Origin of the sequence: Gordonia sp. NB41Y (genome assembly GCF_030718915.1) — a bacterium.
GTDB classification, from domain to species: Bacteria; Actinomycetota; Actinomycetes; order Mycobacteriales; family Mycobacteriaceae; genus Gordonia; species Gordonia desulfuricans.
In genome coordinates, this window is sequence record NZ_CP132196.1 from 2,668,610 (window position 1) to 2,685,557 (window position 16,948).

A 16,948-nucleotide genomic window follows, 5' to 3' on the forward strand; every position below is an offset into this window, starting at 1 on the left:
CGGTGCCCCGACTAGGTGTTACCCAGTGCCACACCTACCGCAATCGTGGGTGCGCCACCGACGGCACCGGCGTCACCGGCGTCGGTTCACCGGCACCCACCCGACGGCGTCCACCCGACGACGCCCACCCGACGGCGCGATCCCGTCGAACGAGACGAACCGGATCGGCCCCCGAGGAACACCGTTCGGGCGACAGTCCCGGCCGGCCGGTCACCCCTCGTCCGGCTTGACCAGCGGGAACGGCAGCGATTCCCGGATCGACTGCCCGGTGATCAGCATGACCACCCGGTCGACGCCCACCCCGAGCCCGCCGGTCGGCGGCATCGCGTACTCGAGGGCCTGCAGGAAGTCCTCGTCGAGTTCCATCGCCTCCGGGTCGCCGTCGGCGGCCAGGATCGACTGTTCGGTGAGCCGGGCCCGCTGTTCCACCGGGTCGGTCAGCTCGGTGTAGGCGGTACCGAGCTCGACCCCCCACGCCACCAGGTCCCATCGCTCGGCCACCCCGGCACGGCTTCGGTGCGCGCGGGTCAGCGGTGAGGTGGAGGTGGGGAAGTCGGTGTAGAACGTCGGGAACGTGGTGCGGTCCTCGCCGAGGTGCTCGTAGAGTTCGAGCACCAGCGCCCCGGCATCCCAGTCGGGGCGGTGGGCGATCTCGAGACGATCGCAGATCCGGCGCAGGTCGTCGGCCCCGGTCTCCGGGGTGATCTCCTCCCCCGCCCCCTCCGAGACCACCTCGTGGACGGTCCGCACCGGCCACTCACCGGAGATGTCGATGCGTTCGGGATTGCCGTCGGCGTCGGGGCGGATGATCACCGGCTCACCGTGCGCGGCGGTCGCCGCGAACTGGATCATCTCCCGGGTCAGATCCAGCATCTTGAGGTAATCGCTGTGCGCCGCATAGGCTTCCAGGCTCGTGAACTCGGGGTTGTGACTGAAGTCCACCCCCTCGTTGCGGAAGTTGCGGCCGAGCTCGAAGACCCGTTCCACACCACCCACACACAGCCGCTTGAGATACAGCTCGGGCGCGATCCGCAGATACAGGTCCAGATCGTAGGCGTCGATGTGCGTGCGGAACGGGGTGGCATTGGCACCGCCGTGAATCCGTTGCAGGATGGGCGTTTCCACCTCGAGGTAGTCACGCGCGGCGAGGAAGTCGCGCAGCGCCTTGACCACCACACTGCGGGTCTGCAGCAGCCGACGACTCTCCGGGTTGATCGCGAGATCCACATATCGTTGACGCACACGGGATTCCGGATCGGTCAGACCCGCCCACTTGTCCGGCAACGGCCGCAGGCATTTGCCGTTGATCCGCCACGCGTCGATCAGCACCGACAACTCACCCGACCGGCTGGCGCCGACCACGCCGCGCGCCTGGATCAGGTCACCGAGGTCGACGTCGCAACCGAAGTCGGGGGTGCCGGGGATGATCGCCGACTCCTCGACGAGCAGCTGCACCTGCCCCGACCAGTCGTGCAGGTCGGCGAAGACCACCTTGCCGAAGTCACGAATCCGGGTCACCCGCCCGGCGATGGTCACCTGCGTCCCGGCCGGCGCGGCGACGGCCTGCGCGACGGTGTGGCTGGGGGCGTCGCCCGGCGGATAGGGATCGAATCCCTCCTCGATCAGCCGCTCCAGCTTGGTCATCCGGACCCGCACCTGCTCGGGGCGGCGCACCTCGCCCACCTCGGCGTCGGCCTCCTCGCGCAGCGTCGCGATCAGGGCGTCGACGTCGACGGCGGCCGGGACCGACGGCGTCCCGTCACCGCGCTGCCGGGTACGGCCGAACGACGGCAGCCGGATGAACCCCTCGGTGACCACCGAGGCGATCCCGGCGCGGGGCAGCATCCGTGCGTCCTCGAAGCACAGGAACCGGGGTTGCCAGTCCGGCAGGTACTTGGCATTCGACTTGTACAGCGACTCCATCTGGAAGAAGCGGGACCCGAACATGAGTGCCGAGTAGGTCGCACGCATCACCGGTCCGGCACCGATCTGCCCGCCCTGCTCGAAGAACGCACGGAAGGTGGCGAAGTTCAGCGAGACGTCGGCGATGCCGAATCGGTCGGCGTCCCGGCACAACTCGCTGACCATCGTCTCCACCACGCCGTTGGGGCCGGTGCGGTCGCGCCGCATCAGATCCAGCGAGACGCCCCGACGACCCCACGGCACGAACGACAGCATGCCGATCACCCGCTCGTCGCCGTCGGAACCGGGTTCGATCGCCTCGACCAGCAGGCAGTCGCCGTCGGCGGGGTCGCCGAGCCGGGACAGCGCCATCGCGAAGCCCCGTTCCTCGTCGGTGTCGCGCCACGCCTCGGCCCGCTCGACGGCGGCCGCCATCTCCTCCGCCGACAACTCGCCGTGCCGGCGGATCCGCACGGTGACCCCGGCACGGCGGGTGCGGGTGACGGCCTGACGGACACCCTTCATCGCGGCGCCGCGCAGGCTGAATTCGGCGGTGTGCAGGATCGCCTCGTCACCGATGTTGAGGGTGCCGAATCCGGCCGCGTCGTAGGCCTCGGCACCCCGTTCGCTCGCACCCATCGCCGCCGGATGCCAGCCGTAGCGTTCACATTGGGTGAGGAACTCGGCGATCGCACCCGGCCACGAGTCGCGGTCGCCGATCGGGTCGCCACCGGCCAGGCACACACCGAGTTCGACGCGGTAGGTGATGGCCGCCCGGCCGTCCGGTGCGAACACCACCGCCTTGTCGCGACGGGTGGAGAAGTAGGCCAGCGAATCGAGCTCACCGAACCGGGTGATCAGCGCACGGATCAGTCGCTCGTCGGCGTCGGTCATCAGGGACTTGAGCCGCTGCGACCGGAACAGCACCATTGCCGCGGCGATCAGGGCGATCGCCCCGAACAGGCCGAGTAGCCCGTTGATGAACGCCGGTGCGTGATGGCCGTCGAAAGTGCGCTGGTCGATGGTCGCGAAGGCCACCACCCGGTTGAACGCGTAGGTGAGTTTCTCGCCGGGGACCAGGGAGCCGGGGACGGCCCAGACCAGCGCCCAGCCGACCAGGGTGGCCACGCCCAGTCCGGCGATCAGCACCACGACGGCGCGCAGCAGCGCCCCGCGGCGCACCCGGGTGTAGAACTGCCGGTAGGTGGCGATCAGGAACACCAGGACCGCCACGTCGACGCCGAGGCCGATCCAGATGTTGACGCGTTCGCCCTCGGAGATCGCGAAGTCCTGGCTCACCGGCGGCAGCAACAGCAAGGCATTGCCGATCATGAACAGCACCAGGTAGATCACGCAGATCCACCAGGCGATGCGTTTGCGGGAGGCGAGCGCGATCGCGACCAGTGCCAGCACGTACGCCCACGCGAAGCTGGTGTCGGGCATGGAGATCAGATAGCTGTCGACGTAGTCGCGGGGGTGATGGATCCAGTGCCGGAAGAACGGGAAGATGCTCGACAGCAGCGCGATGGTCGCGAGGACACCGAGGACGGTGCCGGCGATACGGGGCGCGCGATGCCCGAATCCTCGTGGATGCCGGATGCTCTCGAGGAGATCCGCGGACCGGCGATCTGCCGGGGTACGCGTGGGTGGGGTGATGACCGCCATGACGGACAACCGTAGTCGGCGCCCGGGCTCGCGGCAGCCATCTGTGTTCGGCAGGATGGCATTCGTGTTCGACGTGGAGATCAGAGATCAGGGCATCCGGCTGGGCCAGTTCTTGAAGCTGTCCAGCCTCATCGAATCCGGTGCGGAGGCCAAGGAGGTGATCGCCGACGGTCTGGTGTCGGTGAACGGCGAGGTGGAGACCCGCCGGGGGCGGCAACTCGAGGTCGGTGATGTGGTGGAGTTCGCCGGCCAGTCCGCCCGGGTCACCCGCGGCTGACCCCCGACGGCCTTCGATGACTTCGGCCGGAGATCCCTCCGGCCGGGGATCGCCGACGGCCGGCGCAAGAGGTTCAGTGCGGGCGGTTCAGCGCGGGCGGGTCAGCGCAGGAGGGTCAGCGCGGGAGGCGTTCGAGCTCGGCGGCGGTCACCAGTCGTTCGGCCTCGGCCGGGAACATCTGCGACCGGGTGCGGCGCCGGCCGATGATCGAGCCCAACATGGACGGCCGCCGCAGGCCGTTGGCGGTCTTCGGATGGGGGAAAGTCGTGGTCAACTTCATGACGGAACATCCCTGAATTCGAGATAGCGGATCTATCGTTTCAATTACTGTAGCGGACCTTCTCGGCGCCGCCGACTTACCCGTACCATCGATCATCGCACCACGTTCGTTACCCTTCCGGGAGCGACGCGCGTCACACTTCATCCCCTCAGAGGACGTTCCGGCGCCGAATCCGCAGCGTCCGGGACCCCTGCCGTCAGGCCAGATCGGCCAGGTAGTCGTGCGCCCACTGCACCGCGGTCACCCCCGGCTTCACCTCGAACCGGGTGTAGTCACCGTGCGAGCCGGACTGGATGAACCGGTTGAAGGCGATGATCTGCTGCCGTGCGCGCGCATTCGACAGCTCCTCGACGATCCGTCCCGGTCCGCCACCGGTGAGCATCTCCGCCACGATCGCACCGGCCTCGGCCTGATACTGGGCCATCTGGCTCGGCGTCGGATCGCTCGTCTCGGCGAGATAGCCGACGATGCGCGTCAGGTAGTAGTCGCGCGGGGTGTTGCAGTACAGATCGGTCGGGATGCAGATCGTGCGGGTCCTGGCGGTCAGCCAGCCCATACCGTTCACCCGGGGACCACCGCTGCCCTGCCCGGTCAGCGGCGGACCGACCAGCGGGTCCTTCGACGACCGGCGCGGATCGGCGAGCAGCACCACACCGGCGACCTGTCCCGGCCTGATCCGTTCCCGGCCGGTGCCGATCTCACTGGCCACGTCACCGGCGGCGTCGGCGCCCTGGCTGTACCCGGTCAGCGCGATCTTGGTGCCCGGGCATCGTCGGAGCATGGTGGTGGCCAGTCCCTTGACGTTGTCGACGGCCTGCGCCTTGGACTTGCCGTAGATCGCCGACTCCCAGGGGAAGGCGGTGGCGTCGTAGCCGACGTAGGTGACCTTGGTCTCCGGACCCAGGCCGGAGGTGACCGGACCGAGCAATCCGGGGCCGTCGTTCGACCAGGTGCCGGGCACGGCCAGCACATACAGCTTCGGACAGTCCGCCGCTGCGGCATGACCTGCGGAGAGCACCGCGCCGACGATCCCGATGATGACGGCCATCGCCGCCACGAACAACCTGCGCACAGCATCCTCCAGCACAATCCCCGACGTGGTACCCAGCAGAGTCTAGGACCGCCCGGGCCGTTCGCAACCGATCCGACGGATGAACATTCGGCGCACGCCCGGATCGCCGGAATCGGCGCTGTGCGAAGGCAGATCGGGACCGGCCGGCCGACGAGAGCAGGGAGCCACCCGCCCGCGAACGGGTGGGTGGCTCCCTGTCGGAGTTGTCCGTGAGATCAGCGCTGGGCGACCTGCGTCGGCACGATCGGGGACGGCAGATCTGTCGAGCCGGCCAGGAACGCATCGGCGGCCGCGGCGGCCGAACGGCCCTCGGCGATCGCCCACACGATCAGCGACTGTCCGCGGCCGGCGTCACCGGCGACGAACACACCCGGCACCGACGACGCGAAGTCGTCGTTGCGCTTGATGTTGCCGCGGGCGTCGTACTCCACGCCCAGCTTGTCGAGTAGGTCGCCGCGCTCCGGGCCGACGAAGCCCATCGCGAGCAGCACCAGATCGGCCTCGAGCTCGAAGTCGCTGCCCTCCACCTTCTCGAAGCGACCGTCACGCATGACCACCTCGTAGGCCTTGAGTGCGGTGACCTTGCCGTCTGTACCGACGAACTCCTCGGTGTTGACCGAGAAGACGCGGTGGCCGCCCTCCTCGTGAGCCGAGGACACCCGGTACATCAGCGGGTAGGTCGGCCACGGGGTGGAGTCCGCGCGGTGGTTCGGCGGCTTCGGCATGATCTCGAACTGGTGGACGATCTCGGCGCCCTGACGCAGCGAGGTACCCAGGCAGTCGGCGCCGGTGTCGCCGCCACCGATGATCACGACCTTCTTGCCGGTGGCGGTGATCTGTCCCTCGACGGTGTCGCCGAGCTGCACCTTGTTGGCCTGCGGGAGGAACTCCATGGCCTGGTGGATGCCGTCGAGCTCGCGGCCCGGGATCGGCAGGTCACGGCCGATGGTCGACCCGACCGCCAGGATCACGGCGTCGAAGTCGCCGCGCAGCTGCTCGACGGTGACGTCGACACCCACGTTGACCCCGGCACGGAAGACGGTGCCCTCGGCCTCCATCTGCTCCAGACGGCGGTCGATGTGGCGCTTCTCCATCTTGAACTCGGGGATGCCGTAGCGGAGCAGTCCACCGATGCGGTCGGCCCGCTCGAAGACGGTCACCGCATGTCCGGCGCGGGTGAGCTGCTGGGCGGCGGCCAGACCGGCCGGGCCGGAACCGACCACGGCGACGGTCTTGCCGGTGCTCTGGCTCGCCGGCACGGGCTGGACCAGACCCTCGTCCCAGGCGTTGTCGATGAGCTCCACCTCGACCTGCTTGATGGTCACCGCGGGCTGGTTGATGCCCAGCACGCACGACGCCTCACACGGGGCCGGGCACAGCCGGCCGGTGAACTCGGGGAAGTTGTTGGTGGCGTGCAGACGCTCGATACCGTCCTCCCACCGCCCCTTGTACACCAGGTCGTTCCACTCGGGGATCAGGTTGCCCAGCGGGCATCCGTTGTGGCAGAACGGGATACCGCAGTCCATGCAACGGCTGGCCTGGGTTGCCAACTCGCCCTTGTCGAAGTCGGTGTAGACCTCTTTCCAGTCGAGCAGACGCAGGTCCACCGGACGGCGGTCGGGCAGCTCCCGCTCGGGGTGCTTCAGGAATCCTCTGGGGTCAGCCACGTGCGGCCTCCATGATCGCTTCGTTCACGTCTCGTCCCTCACGCTCGGCCGCTGCGGCCGCCGCGAGAACCCGCTTGTAGTCGCGGGGCATCACCTTGGCGAACTGCTTCTGCGCAGTGGCCCAATCGGCGAGCAGCCCGACGGCGACCGGTGACTTGGTCTCCGCGTGGTGCGTGCTGATGGCACTGTGCAGGAACTCGATGTCGTCGGCGTCGAGTTCTTCGAGGTCGACGAGTTCGGTGTTCAGGTTGTCGGCGAAGTTCTGTGCCGGGTCGTGGATGAAGGCGATACCGCCCGACATCCCGGCCGCGAAGTTGCGTCCGGTGGCACCGAGCACCACCACGCGACCTCCGGTCATGTACTCGCACGCATGGTCGCCGACGCCCTCGACGACGGCGGTGGCACCCGAGTTGCGCACGCAGAAACGCTCGCCGACCACACCGCGCAGGTAGATCTCGCCGGCGGTGGCGCCGAACCCGATCACGTTGCCCGCGATGATGTTGTCCTCGGCCACGAAGCCCTCCGGCGCGTTGTCGGCGGGGCGGACCACGATCCGGCCACCCGACAGACCCTTGCCGACGAAGTCGTTGGCGTCACCGGCCAGACGCAGGGTGATGCCCTTGGGGACAAACGCACCGAAGCTGTTGCCGGCCGAGCCGGTGAAGTCGATGTTGATCGTGCCCGCGGGAAGCCCGTGTGCGCCATAGGCCTTGGTCACCTCATGGCCGAGCATGGTGCCCACCGTGCGGTTGACGTTGGTGATCGTCGACGTGAACGACACCGCGGTGCCGTGGTCGATCGCCTCACGGCTCTGCGCGATGAGCTGCTGGTCGAGTGCCTTGTCCAGGGCGTGGTCCTGGGAGCCGGAGCAGTACAGGTCCTGGTTCATGAACGGCGACTCGGCGACGGCGAGCACCGACGACAGGTCGAGCTTGCCGGCCTTGGCCGAACCCCAGTGTGCGAGCGCCTTGCCGGTGTCGAGTGCCTCGACGTGGCCGACGGCCTCCTGCAGGGTGCGGAACCCGAGGCGGGCCAGCAGTTCCCGGACCTCTTCGGCGATGAACAGGAAGAAGTTCTCGACGAATTCCGGCTTGCCGGTGAACCGCTCACGCAGCAGCGGGTTCTGGGTGGCCACACCCACCGGGCAGGTGTCGAGGTGGCAGACACGCATCATGATGCAGCCCGACACCACCAGCGGCGCGGTGGCGAAACCGAACTCCTCGGCGCCGAGCAGTGCCGCGACGACGACGTCGCGGCCGGTCTTGAGCTGACCGTCGACCTGCACCGAGATCCGGTCACGAAGACCGTTGAGCAGCAGCGTCTGCTGGGTCTCGGCCAGACCGATCTCCCACGGCGCACCCGCATGCTTGAGCGAGGTGAGCGGGGAGGCACCGGTGCCGCCGTCGTGCCCGGAGATCAGCACCACGTCGGCGTGCGCCTTGGAGACACCCGCGGCGACGGTGCCGACACCGACCTCGCTGACCAGCTTCACGTGCACCCGCGCCTGCGGATTCGCGTTCTTCAGGTCGTGGATCAGCTGTGCGAGATCCTCGATCGAGTAGATGTCGTGGTGCGGCGGCGGCGAGATCAGGCCGACGCCCGGCGTCGAACCACGGACCTCGGCGACCCACGGGTACACCTTGTGCGGCGGCAGCTGGCCACCCTCACCCGGCTTGGCACCCTGCGCCATCTTGATCTGGATGTCGGTGCAGTTGGTCAGGTAGTGCGAGGTCACACCGAAGCGGCCGGAGGCGACCTGCTTGATCGCGCTGCGGCGCCAGTCGCCGTTCTCGTCGTGATGGAAACGACGCGGATCCTCGCCGCCCTCACCGGAGTTCGACCGGCCGCCGAGACGGTTCATGGCGATCGCCAGGGTCTCGTGGGCCTCGGCCGAGATCGAGCCGTAGCTCATCGCGCCGGTGGAGAAGCGCTTGACGATGTCGCGCGCCGACTCGACCTTGTCGATCGGGATCGGGTCGCGGTCACCGAAGTTGAAGTCGAACAGACCGCGCAGCGTCGCGAGCGTGCGCGACTGGTCGTCGACCATCTTGGTGTATTCCTTGAACACCTTGTACTGGCCGGTGCGGGTGGAGTGCTGCAGCTTGAACACCGTGTCCGGGTTGAACAGGTGGTACTCACCCTCACGGCGCCACTGGTATTCGCCGCCGACCGGCAGTTCGCGGTAGGCCCGCTCGCTGGGCCGGTCGGTGAACGCCAGCGAGTGGCGGGCGGCGACGTCGGTGGCGATCTCGTCGAGACCGATACCGCCGAGCTGGCTGCGCAGACCGGTGAAGAACTCGTCGACGGTGTCCTGGCCGATGCCGATCACCTGGAACAGCTGCGCACCGGTGTAGGAGGCGAGGGTGGAGATACCCATCTTGCTCATCACCTTGAGCACACCCTTGCCGGCGGCCTTGATGTAGTTCTTGCGGGCGGTCTCGAAGTCGATGTCCCCGAGCACCCCGCGCTCCACCATGTCCTCGATGGACTCGAAGGCCATGTACGGGTTGACCGCTGCCGCACCGAAACCGACGAGCGTGGCGACGTGGTGCACCTCGCGGCAGTCACCGGACTCGACGATCAGGCCGACGCGGGTGCGCTGACGCTCGCGCACCAGGTGGTGGTGCACGGCGGCGGTCAGCAGCAGCGACGGGATCGGCGCGAGGGTCTCGTCGGACTCGCGGTCGCTGAGCACGATCAGGTTCACACCGTCGGCGATCGCGGCAGACACCTTGGCGCGCACCGCATCCAGCGCCGCACGCAGGCCCGCGCCACCCTCGGCCACCGGGTAGAGACCGTGGATGTGGGTACTGCGGAAGTCCGGCAGGTTCTCGTCCTCGTCGATGCGCACCAGCTTGGCGAGCATGTCGTTGTCGAGAACCGGTGAGGGCAGCGCGATCTGGCGGCAGGAGCCGGCAGTGGGGTTCAGCAGGTCGGCCTCGGCACCGATGGTGCCGCCGATGCTGGTGACCACCTCTTCACGGATGGCATCCAGCGGCGGGTTGGTGACCTGGGCGAACAACTGCTGGAAGTAGTCGAACAGCATCCGCGGACGCGCCGACAGCACGGCGATCGGGGTGTCGGTGCCCATCGAGCCGATGGCCTCGGCACCGGTCTTCGCCATCGGCGCGACCAGCAGGTTCAGCTCCTCGTTGGTGTAACCGAACACCAACTGCCGCAACGTGACCCGATCATGGGGCATATGCGTGTGGGGCAGCGCCTTGACCTTGTCGATGTGCACCAGCCCGGCCTCGAGCCACTCCTCGTAGGGATGCTCGGCGGCCAGCTCGTCCTTGATCTCCTCGTCGTCGACGATGCGACCGGCGGCGGTGTCGACCAGGAACATGCGGCCCGGCTGCAGGCGCATCTTCTGCACCACGTCGGCGTGGTCGATGTCGAGGACACCGACCTCCGAGGCCATCACGACCAGTCCGTCCTTGGTGACCCAGACGCGGCTGGGGCGCAGGCCGTTGCGGTCGAGCACGGCGCCGACGACGGTGCCGTCGGTGAAGCACACCGACGCCGGGCCGTCCCACGGCTCCATCAGCGTCGAGTGGTACTCGTAGAACGCCTTGTGCGACGGCTTCATCGACTCGTGCCGCTCCCAGGCCTCCGGGATCATCATCAGCACGGCGTGCGGCAGGCTGCGGCCGCCGAGGTGCAGCATCTCGAGCACCTCGTCGAAACGAGCGGTGTCGGAGGCACCCGGGGTGCAGGTCGGGAAGATCTTCTCCGCGGCGTCGGCGCCGAACACCGAGGTGTCGATCAGCGACTCGCGGGCCCGCATCCAGTTCTCGTTGCCGGTGACGGTGTTGATCTCACCGTTGTGGGCGACCCGGCGGAACGGGTGCGCCAGCGGCCACGACGGGAAGGTGTTGGTGGAGAAGCGCGAGTGCACCAGGCCCAGCGAACTCTCGACCCGCGCATCCTGCAGGTCGAGGTAGAACTCGCGCAGCTGCGGGGTGGTCAGCATGCCCTTGTAGACGAAGGTCTTGCCGGACAGGCTGGGGAAGTACACGGTCTCGCGGCCCGGGCCGTCGGCACCGGCACCCTTGAGGCCGAGCTCGTGCTGGACGCGCTTGCGCACGACGAACGCCTTGCGCTCGAGTTCCATGCCGTCGGGGTCGACGACGTCGTCGCCCAGCGCCAGGAACAGCTGACGGAAGGTCGGCATGGCATCGCGGGCGAGCGCACCGAGTCCGTTCTCGTTGACCGGCACCTCGCGCCAGCCCAGCATCGTCAGCCCCTCGGAGTCGACGATCTTCTCGACCCCGGCAGCCGCGTCGGCGGCGTCCTTGGAGCCCTGCGGCAGGAATGCGATACCGGTGGCGTAGCGACCCTCGGCGGGCAGCTCGAAGTCGACGACCTCACGCAGGAACCGGTCCGGGACCTGGATCATGATGCCTGCACCGTCGCCGGTGTTCGGCTCGGCACCGGCGGCACCACGGTGTTCCAGGTTCACCAGTGCGGTGATGGCCTTGTCGACGATGTCGCGGCTGCGTCGACCATGCATGTCGACGACGAATGCCACACCACACGAGTCGTGCTCGTTGATGGGGTCGTAGAGACCCACTGGCCCGGGGGCATACTTCATGTTCGCCTCACTTCGTGCGCGACACTGCGCACAGATTCACCCGATATGCGTCTTCGCGGTACGCGTCACCGGCGACCGGCAGTTCGGAGCGCCCGATATGGGCTGAACAGGCACTCCGACGGTCACACGGTGGCGTCCGGATGGTCAGCGCCGTTGCTGACTGGTGGGCCGGACATCATCGGCCGGACATGACACCACCCTGCTTGCTAAGCATTGTCGTCCATTTTCTCACGGCGGGTACCCACTATCGAAATCCGGCTACCACATCGATATGAATTCCGCAGCTCAACACCTGCCCGGGGGCATGCCGGAACCCCTGTTCGGACCGCCAGAGCGCATGCACCGCATCACAACCGGTACCTGTCCGTCACCCAATTGCCCTCCGGCGCGTCCGCCCAGGTCCTAGGGTCGGGTTGTGAGCACGCCGGCATGGGACATATCCGAGCTTCCGGACAGGGCCGGCGAGGCCCCGACCTGGGGGCCGCACCCCGCCGGGACCCGTGGTTCACGCCGGGCCCGTGCCCTCAACGGATACCTCGGTCGGGTCAGCCGCCCGATGATGGCGGCGACCCGGTTCAATCCCCCGCCGGTCGCCGAACGCATGCTGCGGGCCACCCGTCCCGGCGTCAACCGCACGCTGGTGGCGCTGAGTCCGGTGCCGGCCGGGACCACCGTCCGTCCCGTGGTGGCCCGCCACCGGCGCGGTCTGGTCCGCGGCGAGTGGGTCGGTGCCACCGGTCACCACGGCCACCATCTGACCCTGCGGGACGCCGGGACCGTCCTCTACTACCTGCACGGCAGCGGCTATGTGGTCTGCTCACCCCGCACCCATCGCGGGCTGGTCGCGCGGCTCGCGCACCGGTCCGGCGCGCTCGCGTTCAGCCTCGACTACCGGCTCGGCCCGCAGTACCGATGGCCGGCCGCCGGCGACGACGCCATCCGCGGTTATCACTGGCTGCTGGCGCAGGGCATCGATGCCGACCGGATCGTGGTCGCCGGGGATTCGGCGGGCGGCCACCTCGCGCTCGACCTGCTCGCCGACAACCAGCAGACCGGCACCCCACAACCCGGCGGGATGGTGTTGTTCTCCCCGCTCTACGACCCGTCCTTCGATCTCGCAGTGGCGCACCAGCGGGCAGGCATTCGCGATCCCCTGATCGATGCCGTTGCCGCGCAACGAATCCTGAAGTTCTACACCGGCAACGCCGATCCGGACGAGCCGCGGATGCGGATCGCACTCGAGGCGGCAGACGACCTGCCCCGCACCCTGATCCAGTACGGCGGCCTCGAGGTGATGGGCCTGGACGCGATCACCTACCACCGCGCACTGCTGGCCGCCGGCGCCGACGCCACCCTGCAGCGCTGGCCAGACCAGGGCCACGTCTTCCAGATGTTCCCGCGGCTCACCCCCGAATCGGGCCACGCCGTCACCGCCGCCGCACATTTCATCGATACGGTGGGTTCCCCCGCCACCCTGCCCCAGCAGTCCTGACAACAAGAAAGAGGCCTTCCATGTCCGATCTCGACGACCTCATGTCACGCCTACCGATCGGTGACATCGCCGGCCGGCTCGGCGTCGACGAGGCCACGGCACAGTCCGCTGTGGCACAGACACTTCCCGCGCTGCTCGGCGGGATGGCACATCAGGCCGACCAGGCCGGTGGTGCGGAGGGTCTGGCGAACGCGCTGGCCGGACATCAGAACGATCTGGCACAGGGCCAGATCGATCTCGGTGCGGTCGACACCGGCGACGGCCAGAAGATCGTCTCGCACGTCTTCGGCGGCGAGACCGAGAACGTCGCGACGGCACTGAGCGGACAGGTCCCGGCGGCGGCGGTCGACTCGGGCCTGATCCAGAAGCTGTTGCCGATACTCGCACCGATCGTGATGAGCTACCTGGCGGGCAAGGTCATGAAGGGCTCCGGAACCGGCGGCGGCACCGGAGATCTCGGTTCCATCCTGGGCAATGTCCTGGGTGGCGCCGGCGGCGGCGGGCTCGGTTCGATCCTCGGCAACGTCCTCGGCGGCTCCGGCGGAGGGAAGAGCGGCGGAGGCCTCGGCGATCTGCTCGGCGGCATCCTGGGCGGGAAGAAATAGCCTCCCGCCCTGACCGAACATGATGCGCGGCTCGATGGTCGAGCCACGACCATATGTTTCACAACCCCAAGAGGTCGTCCTACTTGGCGGTCGAACCCGAACCGATAAATTCACAACCCCAAGAAGTCGTGCTACTTGGTGGCCGAGTCAGAACCGATCAATTCACAACCAAATACATTGGCCCGCTTGGTGGTTGAGCCGGGACCGAGCCCCTGGGCGAGGACCCGTGTCGAAACCTGGTGACCCGACGATGTCGGCGACCACGCACTGCCGAACTCCTCGTCGACTCAACTCGACCACCCACCACCACCGGATGGTTGAGCAGGACGTCCTCGCGCAGCGAGGCCGACCGGCCGTCGAAACCTCCGCAGCACACGTCGATACGCGACCCCTACCGGTGGCATGCGTTGGGAGAACACGGCGGTGCCGGTCGAGGTCGACGGTGTCGTCAGGCGAGCGTCGAGCCCCGCTCCGATCCAGATCCTTGGCGGTCGGGGGCCGACGCGAGCCGGCGGTCCAGTGGCACCGTCCATTCCGTCTCGATCTGCTCGTCGAGGGCCTGGATGCGTTCGACGATCGGCGGTTGCTGGTCGTACGAGCACTGTTCGAGCAGGGTGCCGTAGAGGGCACGCAGGCGTCGTTGCACCTGCGCCTGGTTCCGGCTGTGGCGCCGTATCTCGTCGGTGCCGATCGCCACGTAGTCACCCCAGGTGCGCCGATATCCGTCGACCAGTGTGGCCTGCCTGCCCACCACATCTGCGCGTACCCGCGGGGCGAGCATCAGCAACAGGTCCTCGGTGTGGTCGAGTGCCAGCACCACACTGCTCGGGTCGTTGCCCGCACTCGAGATCGCCTTGAGCGCGATGTCGGAGATCGACTGCAAGGCCGCCGACGGGCTCACCGACGGCTGATGGGTGTCCCCGAAGAACAAGCAGCGCAACACCTTGGGGATGGCCACGCGATCCTGTCCGGGCCCGGTCACCGCGATCACCCCCACGTGGTGCGGGACGTAGTCGCCGACGGCGACCAGCAGCTCGAAACGCACGTCCCAGCGGACGGCGAGCGCCTGGAGTCGGGGGATGTTCACCGCCAGCAACACACGGCCGCGACTCGCCGTCTCCCGCAGCGGGATCACGGTGCGCGGCTGCTCGTCGGACTCGTCGTGCTCGTCGGGTGACTCGGCCGACTCCTCGAGCGGCGATGCGGTCGGGACGTCGTGCACATCCGGGTACTCGCGGCGTATCGCTCCCCGGCCGTCGGCGGCGATCCACCGCAGAAGCTGTGCCGAGTTGAGCACCGTCCCCACCTTGGCGACAAGTGCGACGAACAGGAAGGCCGAGACGACGGTGAGGACGGCGGCGATCGCCGTCGAGATACCCGGCGTGGCGTCCTCCGGTTCCGACAACGCGAGATCCATCGCCACCATGACGCTGAACACGAAGGTGGCGAGGAAGAATCCGATCGACCATCGCATCGTGGGTTCCCGTTGCAGCCGGGGGATCACGCGTACCGAGATCTGCGATGCGCCGAACTGCATGGCGAGGGTGACGGCGGTGAACACCAGGCCGGTGAGGGTGGCCATCGCGCCGGCGATCACACCCAGAACCGCGGCGAGGGTGCCGGAATCGACATCCAGACCGACGGATTCGTCGAGGGTGATGCACAGGATCGCGGTGATGATCGCGAGGACGATCAGGACGGCGGGCAGTCGCCAGGTGGGCGCCACATGCAATGCCCGCCGGGTACGCCGCCACCGGATCGCGGTGGCGATCGCATTGGGTGCCACGGCCTTCGGTGCCGTCGTATCGGAGGCCGGCAACTGTGGGGGGAGGGCGGGCGGCTTGTCGGGGACACCGAACCGTCCGGCAAGAGCCTCCTGCACGACGATCTTCCAGCGGATCAGCGGTTCGCGGTACCGGACCTCACGGGCGACGGCCTTCTCGTACTTGGCCTCTCGCGATCCGTAGAACCACCGCGACCATGGTGATGCCGGACGGGCCACCCGAATCGCGCCGAACAGCAGCAGGAACGGTAGGAACATCCCGACCAGCCCGGTCCAGAGCTTGCCCTTCGCGAGGGTGATCACCGCGAGCAGCACGTTGACCGCCACCCCGATCACCACGCCGATTCGCTCGGACGGATCCGCAGTGTGTTGCCAGTCCCCCACCGCAGCCGAGATGTCCAGCGGCCGCAGCCCCACCAGGAACAGGCCACCGATCGCGATCGCCACGAACACCGCGTCCACCGACGAGCGCCCCTCCTCCTCCCAGTACACGTCGCGCAGATGCAGGATGAGGGCGAACTCGTCGAGTACCAGGGCGCAGCCGATCCCGAAGATCGACGCGAGGACCGCATCGGCGATCGGGGCGTCGTAGCGGGCGACGGCGATCAGCCCGAACCCCGACAACGCCATCATGATCACGCCGAAGAACTCGTGGTGCAGGTGCAGCCCGCCGGGGGTGACGTTGCCCGGCCACCAGCTGACCTCCGCCCGGATCATCCGCACGCTGAACCGGATGAACAAGAAGGTCAGGATGAACGCGACCAGAAAGAGGAACAACGGCAGTCGTCCGGGGTCGATGACGGTGCGGTGGAACCAATCGGTCATCTCTGAAGTCCTCGATCCCTACACGATCCGGTCCGTATTGCACTGCCGATGAGCCTAGGGGATCAGCGGCCCGTCTACGAGTGATGTGGAGCCGCTGCATGGTTTACCCGATGCCGCACCATGCCATCCACCGCTTCGACATCGATCCCCGAGTTCGACGCGTGCCACGCACGCCATCGATGATCGAGCCGGGACACCGATTGATGATCGAACCGGGACGCACATTGATGATTGAGCCGGGACCGAGCGCAGCGAGGACCCGTGTCGAAATCTCCGCAGCGCACGCTGGGAGGCGACCACTTCTGAGGTGGTGACGCTCCTGAGTTCGGCCGTCTGAGGTTTCGACACGCCTCGTCGCTACGCTCCTCATCGGCTCAACCACCCACTGGGCATTGCTGATTGAGCCGGGCTCTTTTGCTGATTGAGCCGGGACCGAGCGTAGCGAGGACCCGAGTCGAAATCTCCGCAGCGCACGCTGGGAGGTGAGCACTGCCGAGGTGGTCGCGTCGACGAACCCGGCCGTCTGAGGTTTCGACACGCCTCGTCGCTACGCTCCTCATCGGCTCAACCACCCACTGGGCATTGCTGATTGAGCCGGGACCGAGCGCAGCGAGGACTCGTGTCGAAATCTCCGCCGGCCGCCTCGAGTGGCGACCACATCCAACAACACAACCACCCACTGGGCGTAACCGATCGAGCAGAACCCAACCCGCAAGACTCCCGCAACAAACTCCGAAAACCCACCACCCCAAACCCATTGCACACACCATCGAACACCTGTATCAT

Annotated in this window: 9 protein-coding genes; 3 read left to right on the forward strand and 6 right to left on the reverse strand. The window is 67.8% G+C overall.

Annotated elements, in window-relative coordinates:
- Positions 1–210: 210 nt before the first annotated feature.
- Entirely contained in the window at positions 211–3,567 is a 3,357-nt protein-coding gene (gene lysX / locus Q9K23_RS11530) for a bifunctional lysylphosphatidylglycerol synthetase/lysine--tRNA ligase LysX (protein ID WP_305950510.1), read from the reverse strand.
- Positions 3,568–3,622: 55 nt separating this feature from the next.
- Between lysX and Q9K23_RS11535 the strand changes: the two genes are divergently transcribed.
- Positions 3,623–3,844: an RNA-binding S4 domain-containing protein gene (locus Q9K23_RS11535; protein ID WP_053778892.1), complete on the forward strand. Its 222-nt coding sequence runs from the start codon at positions 3,623–3,625 to the stop codon at positions 3,842–3,844.
- A 115-nt stretch (positions 3,845–3,959) separates the two neighbouring features.
- Here Q9K23_RS11535 and Q9K23_RS11540 read toward each other — a convergent pair whose 3' ends face one another.
- From Q9K23_RS11540 to gltB, 4 genes are all read right to left on the reverse strand, one after another.
- Entirely contained in the window at positions 3,960–4,124 is a 165-nt protein-coding gene (locus Q9K23_RS11540; RefSeq protein ID WP_020791945.1) for a hypothetical protein, read from the reverse strand.
- 196 nt (positions 4,125–4,320) lie between these two features.
- Entirely contained in the window at positions 4,321–5,172 is an 852-nt protein-coding gene (locus Q9K23_RS11545; RefSeq protein WP_305950544.1) for a cutinase family protein, read from the reverse strand.
- A 239-nt stretch (positions 5,173–5,411) separates the two neighbouring features.
- Positions 5,412–6,863, reverse strand: coding sequence for a glutamate synthase subunit beta (locus Q9K23_RS11550; RefSeq protein ID WP_053778893.1), 1,452 nt, complete (start codon positions 6,861–6,863; stop codon positions 5,412–5,414).
- Positions 6,856–11,457 (reverse strand): glutamate synthase large subunit, encoded by a 4,602-nt coding sequence (gltB, locus tag Q9K23_RS11555; protein WP_053778894.1) that lies wholly within the window; start codon positions 11,455–11,457, stop codon positions 6,856–6,858. Before gltB ends, Q9K23_RS11550 begins: the two co-directional genes overlap by 8 nt.
- Before the next feature lie 415 nt (positions 11,458–11,872).
- On the opposite strand from gltB, the gene Q9K23_RS11560 reads away from it, so the two are divergent.
- Together Q9K23_RS11560 and Q9K23_RS11565 are read left to right on the forward strand one after the other, a co-directional pair.
- A complete protein-coding gene (locus tag Q9K23_RS11560) occupies positions 11,873–12,949 on the forward strand; it encodes an alpha/beta hydrolase (protein ID WP_053778895.1) in 1,077 nt (358 codons plus the stop codon).
- A gap of 20 nt (positions 12,950–12,969) precedes the next feature.
- Positions 12,970–13,554 carry a DUF937 domain-containing protein gene (locus tag Q9K23_RS11565; protein ID WP_020790057.1) on the forward strand — a complete coding sequence of 195 codons (585 nt, stop codon included), beginning with the start codon at positions 12,970–12,972 and terminating at the stop codon, positions 13,552–13,554.
- A 448-nt stretch (positions 13,555–14,002) separates the two neighbouring features.
- On the opposite strand, the gene Q9K23_RS11570 is transcribed toward Q9K23_RS11565, so the two are convergent.
- On the reverse strand, positions 14,003–16,162 hold the full coding sequence (locus Q9K23_RS11570; protein ID WP_020790060.1) for a DUF2254 domain-containing protein: 2,160 nt from the start codon (positions 16,160–16,162) through the stop codon (positions 14,003–14,005).
- Positions 16,163–16,948: the final 786 nt, after the last annotated feature.